Below are 7,197 nucleotides of genomic sequence, written 5' to 3' on the forward strand. Positions count from 1 at the left end.
AACCCCACCCGGACGCAAACCACACACCCAAGCTTCAGTACGAGGACCGGCCCACCACTCTACACGAGCTTCAGGACCAGAATCAGCGCTTCGTCCAACCTCGTTTTCCTCACCCTCTCGGGCTTGGGTCGGCGTCCGTCCTGCTGACTCGAAGAAAGTTACAGGGCGCCTACGCCGTGCACCAAATCGCCTGGTCAACGGGCACTTTGACGCACTTGCTCACATCGGCCGCCACGTTGTCGTGCGTGTGGACCCAATCGCCTCCGGAGTCTGCGTCACTGCCCGCAGCGATCGGTCCACCCGGGCGGCCTGCCATCGCCCCGCTACCGATGTGCCCAATGCCACACCGGCGAACGAGATTTGAATCCGTCGACGGCGGCTAGCCGGTCTGCGCAGCGACGACCAGGTCGTGGATGAAGCGCATCTTCTCCAGCACCGGCTCCGGCAGCACAAAGGGATAGAGGTCCTTGTGGCCCATCGAGCGGTTGACCATGTTCAGCGCCCAGGCCAGCGGCAGCCACAACTCGATGATCTTGTCGAAGCCGGCCTGTCCCGGGACGTGTCGCTCGAACGTCGCGCCGGCGGGGGCAAAGCCGAACGCCGCGGCGGTGTCGAGGGCATCGCGGATGTGCAGATAGTGCGCGAATGATTCGGCCCAGTCCTCGGCCGCGTGCATGGTGGCGTACGAGGAGACATAGTTCGCCTCCCAGCCGTCGGGTGCGCCCTGGCTGTAGTGCCGATCGAGCGCGTCCTGGTAATCGGCGTCCGGATCGCCGAACAACTCCTCGAAGCGCGCGCGATCGTCATCCGTCGTGACGAGCACGGTGAAGTAGTAGTGCCCGGTCTCGTGGCGGAAGTGCCCGAGCAGCGTGCGGTACGGCTCGGCCATCGATACCCGCAGTTGTTCGCGGTGAACGTCGTCGCCCTCGGCGAGATCGAGGGTGATCACACCGTTGACGTGCCCGGTGATCACGTTCTCCTCACGGCTGGACAGCAGCTCGAAGGCCAACCCGTTGTCGGGGTCCTCTTCGCGGTCGACGATCGGCAACCCGAGTTCGACGAGTTCGAGCACGAGCCTCCGCTTGGCCGCCTCGGCATCGGCAAACGCCGCGAGCGCGTCGACATCGTCGTTGTTGGGCCGCGTCGTGGTGAGCCGGCACGACGGGCAGAGCCCCTCCTCGTCCTCCACGGCCACCAGCCAGTTGCAGCGCGCGAGGTGCAGGTTGTCGCACAACCGGAACTTCTCCGCATCGACCTCGCCCGTGATACCCGCGGGCGCAGTCGGGTCGGCCGGCTTGCCGATCACTACGAGTGCCTTCTCGGCCAGGCTGAATCCGAGCGGGCTGTTGCACTGCAGGCAGACAGAGTTCTCGAAGGACAGTTCCTGGCCGCAATTCGAGCAGTTGAAGTCGCGCATGTATCTCCGATCTCCTACCGGTAGCGAGGGACTACTACCCATCCTCCGGGTCGGCTACACGCAGTTGATCTGCGTCGAGCGGCGCTACGTCCACCGAGACTGCGATGCCGGCCTCGGTCGCGTCGGTGTAAATGATTCCCCGCAATGGCGGCACATCGGCGTAGTCACGACCCCACGCGACGGTCACGTAGCGCTCGTCGGCGAACTGATCGTTCGTGGGATCGAAGCCCAGCCACCGTCCGCCGGGTGTCCACACGGCAGCCCATGCGTGGGTCGCATCCGCGCCTACCATCCGCTCCTTCCCTGGTGGTGGGTCGGTCGCGAGGTACCCGGAGACGTAACTCCCCGCGAGCCCGTGCGAGCGCAGGCAGGCCAGCGCCAACCGCGCGAAGTCTTGGCACACACCTTCGCGTGCGGCGAAGACATCGGCCACCTGGGTGGACACGGTGGTCGATCCGGACCGGTACGTGAAGTCGCGATAGATGCGTGAGCACAACTCGGCGACCGCGGCGCCGAGCGGGCGCCCAGGTGTGAAGGACGCGGCGGCGTATTCGGTGACCGCCGGGGTGATTTCGGACGGTTCGAGGTCGAGCGCGAACTCCACCGACAGCGGACCGTTCGTCTGCGACGGACGGGCGTCCTCCCATGGCAGCGCGGCCGGACCGCCCGTGTACCAATCAGGTTCGGGCGCATCCACTTCCACCACGGACTCGCCAGTTACGACCAAACGATCGTGCTCGGCCAGCACATGAAAATAGGAGTCGACGTTGCCGTACACATCAGTGCCCGACGACTGATCGGCCGGCTCCGGATCGACCCTCACCAGGTGCGAAAGGCAGCGTTGATGCGGCAATTCGCGTGGGGTGAGATATCCACGGCCATAGGAGCCGGTGACCACCGCCGAATACGTGTACGTCGTTCGGTGCTCGATGCGATAGCGCCGGACCCCGGTCATGGCACCAGCCTCGCAGGACCGGCACCCCAGAGCGGCTGGATCTCACCGGGCAGCGACAGTCGCGTGTCGGTGAAGACATCCGACAGCGTGCGCAGTGCGGACTGCATCGCGTCGAGCAATTCCGCGAGGTCTGCCCGAGTCCCGGATTCGGCGAGCGTCTCCAGGCCCTCGGGGTCGGCGCGGCGCAGTCGCGCGCTCGCCTCGTCGACGATCCGTTCGGCGCGCGGCGAGCCCTCTGCCTCAGGCAGCGCGCGCAGGTCACGACGCAGCGCCTCGAGCTGGAAGACCAGCGAGCGAGGGTTGCCGTCGTCGAAGAGCAGCAGCTGAGCGACACCCGCGATGCGGGCCCGACCAGCCGCGGCGAGCCGTGCATCAGTGCGGTTGCGGCGCCGGAAGATCACAGACGACTCGGACGCCACCAGGACCGCCTCGGTGACGATCGCCTCGGCATCGGACGGCAGTTCGCGGGTCAGCGTCGCGGCGAGGAGCCCGGTCAGCTGGAGACCACGCTCGATCCGCTTGCCGATATCGGTGACGTACCAACCGGTGTCGTGCACCATCGACTCCGCGCTCAACCCCGAGAGCGCGAGCATGCCGGCCAGTGCCGTCGAGTGAACTCCGGCCAAGCCTGCCTCGTCGGAAGCACCGGAGGCGGCGAATTCTGCGAGTGCCCGCTCCACCGCGCCGAGCACCATCCACGTGTCATTGGACAGCTGGTCACGGACGGCACGGGCCGAATGCCCCAGATGCTCGAGAGACTCGGCGAGCGATCCGGATCGGGCCTTGTCCACGGTGAGCGCGCGAATTTGTGTCCTCGCTGCCGTGATCGGGTTGCGTTCGCCGCTCGGTTCCGTACCCGTGATGGCGCCGAGAAGGACTGGGACGCACTCGTATCCGTCGCGCCACGGGCTGAACCGGAAGTCCTGGAAGCGTTCTCGCGCGGCAATGAGGAGGCGCGCCGTACCCTCCGCACGCTCGGCGTATCGACCCATCCAGAAGAGGTCGGCGAGGACACGCGGCGAGCTGAGTACGTCGATATCCGGAGCCTCGAAGGCGGGCAGCTCCTCGATTCGCGTCACCGGCACACGCACCGGCTCGGCGCGCGTCGCGGACTCGCCTGCGCGTACCCAAACATCTTTGGCTGCATAGCTTTCCGATACAAGCGCGGCCCCATCACGGCGCAACACCTGACCGAGCCCACCAACCATCGCCGTGTATCCCGCACCTTGCGCAACGGTGAACGTACGCAGCCCGCAGGGGACGGCCCCGAACGACGATCCGTTCGATGCGGCCGGAGAAAGAGTGTGCGGCAGCGGTTCCTGGCCGACCCACTTCCAGCCCTCGGCTTCGATCCGAGCCGCGAGTGTCGTGCGCTCGGCGGTGGTTAGCCGACTGCCGTCGATGCTCGGTTCGCCGGTGATCGGCTTGAGCACCAGGCCGGGCAGGTCGGCAAGCAGCTTCGTACGCTGCAGCGGGTCTCCACCCCAGTAGCTGGGCACGCTGTCGAGCTGCAGATCCTCGTCCAGCAGGGCGCGGCACATCTCCGGCAGAAATCCCTGCAGCGCAGGGTTTTCCAACACGCCACTGCCGAGAGTGTTCACGACACTCACCGCGCCACGGCGGAGCACTTCGACCAGGCCGACCACTCCGAGTTGCGAGTCCGGCCGCAGATCGAGCGGGTCGGCGTACTCGGCGTCGACGCGGCGCAGCACCACGTCGACGCGTTCCAGCGCGCCCAACGCGCGCATCCACAGCTTGCCCTCACGAACGGTGAGGTCAGCACTCTCGACCAGGGGAAATCCGAGCACGGACGCGAGATACGCCTGATCGAAGGCGGTTTCGGAATGTGTACCCGGGCTGAGCACAACGACCGTCGGCTGCTCCACCTGCTCGGAAGCCGACTCGATCAGGGCGGCTCGCAGGGCCCGCACGAACGACGTGAGCGGACGCGGTGCCGCATGCTCGAAGACCTCGGGGATCGCGCGGGCCATCACTCGCCGATCGGCAAGCGCATACCCCGCACCCGACGGCGCCTGCGCCCGGTCGGCCCCCACCCGGAACCGGCCGTCGTGCCCGCGCCCGATATCGCAGCCGTGGAGAAACAACCGACATCGCTCCGGCAATGGGATGCCGTGCGCTGCGCGCAGATAACCCGGATGACCGAAAACGAGTTCGGGCGGCAGCAATCCCCGGCGCACAGTCTCCATCGGCCCGTAAATATCGCCGAGCAATGCATCGAGAAGCCGCGAACGCTGCAGCAACCCCTCCTCGAGGACGTCCCAGTCCTCTGCCGCCAGCAGCATCGGCACCGGGTCGAGGCGCCAAGGGACCGGCGCGGCGACTACCGCGGGCACCTGGATCACCGGGTTGTAGGTCACGCCGTCGTTGTCGATCAGCCGCTCGACGCGGTCGGTGAGCTCGGACAGACCAGCACTGCCGCGCCCTGCGAGTGGTTCGGTGAGGTCACGCCACACCGCTCGCACAGTTCCGTCGGCGTCGATCAACTCGTCATAGACGCTGTCGGCCAACCGCCCCTGAAGGTAGCGCGTCACCAATTCATCCTGGGCGGTGCGATTCGAGGGGTCGGCTGTCTCCTGTGTCATGGAAACGCCCTCCTCGCACGTCACTGTCCCGGTTGCTCTACCTGCGCGATTGTCCCTCAGCGACTGAGCACTGTGCGGGCTCTGCGGAGATCGAGCAGGCCAGGGGCACCCACGTCGGCGCGCAGGCGGGCCGCGCGTTCCCGGAGATCCGCGAGATCGATGACTCCCGGGGTGTGGCCCGCGGCCTCGAACCGCCGGTTGCGCCGTGACTCCGCCTCGACGGCATTCACTGGTGCGTGCTCGTGCGCAAGCCCGCCCGGGTGGCTGACGTGATAGGTGACGCCGCCGCGAGAAAGCCCGGTGTGCGCATCGACAAGATCGAAAGTGAGGGGGCCGTCGACGGTGATGGTCGGATGCAACGCGCTCGGCGGCTGCCAGGCGCGGAACCGCACCCCGGCGACCTGAATGTCCGGGTTGTCGGTGGCCAGCATCGGAACGGGATAACCGTTGCAGGTCAATACATATCGGCCCCGGTCTGCCCCGACCAGGCGGACCTGGAGGCGCTCCACCGACGAATCGACGTATCGAGCGGTGCCGGCGGCAGTCGACTCCTCACCGAGTGTGTTCCACGGCTCGATCGCGCCACGCAGCTCGATCTCCACATCGTCGAAAACCGCCGTGCCAATCCGCGGAAAACGGAACTCGGTGAACGGGTCGAGCCAGGCGGTATCGAATTCGATGTCATGTGCGCGCAGGTCCTCGGCGACTCGCGAGATGTCATTGATGATGAAGTGCGGCAACAGGTATCGACCATGCAGATTCGCGCCATGCCGGATCAGCGGTGCCCGGTACGGCTCGTCCCAGAACCTTGTCACCAGGCTCCGGACGAGTAGCGACTGCACCATCGCCATCTGGAAATGCGGTGGCATCTCGAAACCACGAAGTTCGAGCAGGCCGAGCCGGCCCCGCGCCGAGTCCGGGCTGTAGAGCTTGTCGATGCAGAACTCGGCCCGGTGCGTGTTGCCCGTGATGTCGGTCAGCAGATGCCGCAGGGCACGGTCGACCACCCACGGTGCACTCTCGGTGCGCGCCGTCTTCGCGGATTGCCGCAGTATCTCGGCGAACGCAATTTCCATTTCGTAGAGCGCGGATTCGCGGCCCTCGTCGACTCGCGGCGCCTGCGAAGTGGTGCCGATGAACCGCCCGGAGAACAGGTACGACAGAGCCGGGTGTCGCTGCCAGTAGGTGAGCATCGACACGAGGAGATCGGGCCGGCGCAGCAGCGGCGACTGCCGCGAGGTGCGTCCACCGAGGGTGATGTGGTTGCCGCCGCCGGTGCCGCCGTGCGAGCCGTCGATATCGAACGCCTCGGTGCCCAGCCGCGCCAACCGCGCCTGCTCGTAGAGGGTTTCGAGTAGTTCGGCCTGTTCGGCAAAGGACTCGGTCGGCGGGACATTGACTTCGATGACACCCGGGTCCGGTGTGATCGAGAGGCTCTGCAGCCGCTCATCGGACGGCGGACCGTAGCCCTCAATGACGACCGGCTGGCTGAGCGCGGCCGCAGCGTCCTCAACCCGCGCGACAAGATCGAGGAAGTTCTCGGCCTCCTCGATCGGCGGCAGGAACACGTGCAGCAGCCCATCGCGTATCTCGGCGACCAGCGCCGTCGTCGGGTTCCCATCGGCCGTGTCCACGGTGGCCGTCTCGTCGCGGTGCCCGTGGGGACCGAACTGCAGCTTGGCTGCGATCGGGTCCCGTGGAATCGCGATCGGCGCGGCCACCCACGACACCGAGCCGAGCGGCAATCGCAGACCGGCCGGGGAATCGCCTTCCAGCAAAACGATTCGGCCGCGGCGCAGCCGCCAGTCGGCACTGGCCCACGCGCTGTCGTCCGGTAGTCGGTGCAGCGGAAGCAGATAGCCGCCCGGCTCGTTCACCGTCGCCTCGGCCCGCGCCAGCAGTGCCGCGCGGGTCTCGGCGGTGTCGGATTCGAGATCGTCGTCCCCAGCGGCCGGCGGTCCTTCGGGTGCGCGTACGACCGCGGCGAGGCGCGCCAACGGATCTTCGAAGAACGGGCGGACCTGGGTTTCGGGCAGTCGCAGCCCGTTGGTGATGTGCTCGATGAGAGCCCTGGCGGTGGTGTGGTCGGGTGTATCCCGCGTTGGTGAGTCCGGCTCCCAGGGATCGGCAAGTAGCGCAGGGTCGGACCAGACAGCCTCACCGTCTGTGCGCCAGATCAGTCCAATCTGCCAGCGCGGCAGGGGTTCTCCCGGGTACCACTT

4 protein-coding genes are annotated in these 7,197 nt (G+C 66.9%); all 4 read right to left on the reverse strand.

The genetic code is table 11. The annotated features are described in order from the left end of the window. Positions 1 to 379: 379 nt before the first annotated feature. Positions 380 to 1,417, reverse strand: a complete 1,038-nt coding sequence (locus tag A8G08_RS07135; RefSeq protein ID WP_068272044.1) for a zinc-binding metallopeptidase family protein — start codon at positions 1,415 to 1,417, stop codon at positions 380 to 382. A 34-nt stretch (positions 1,418 to 1,451) separates the two neighbouring features. Next, positions 1,452 to 2,372: a transglutaminase family protein gene (locus A8G08_RS07140; RefSeq protein WP_068272047.1), complete on the reverse strand. Its 921-nt coding sequence runs from the start codon at positions 2,370 to 2,372 to the stop codon at positions 1,452 to 1,454. Continuing rightward, positions 2,369 to 4,975, reverse strand: a complete 2,607-nt coding sequence (locus A8G08_RS07145) for a circularly permuted type 2 ATP-grasp protein (RefSeq protein WP_084436004.1) — start codon at positions 4,973 to 4,975, stop codon at positions 2,369 to 2,371. Before A8G08_RS07145 ends, A8G08_RS07140 begins: the two co-directional genes overlap by 4 nt. Positions 4,976 to 5,031: 56 nt before the next feature. Further along, positions 5,032 to 7,197, reverse strand: a 2,166-nt coding sequence (locus tag A8G08_RS07150; RefSeq protein ID WP_187344439.1) for a transglutaminase family protein, incomplete at its 5' end; no start/stop codon positions are given.

Origin of the sequence: Aldersonia kunmingensis (genome assembly GCF_001646865.1) — a bacterium.
In the GTDB taxonomy this organism is placed as follows: domain Bacteria; phylum Actinomycetota; class Actinomycetes; order Mycobacteriales; family Mycobacteriaceae; genus Aldersonia; species Aldersonia kunmingensis.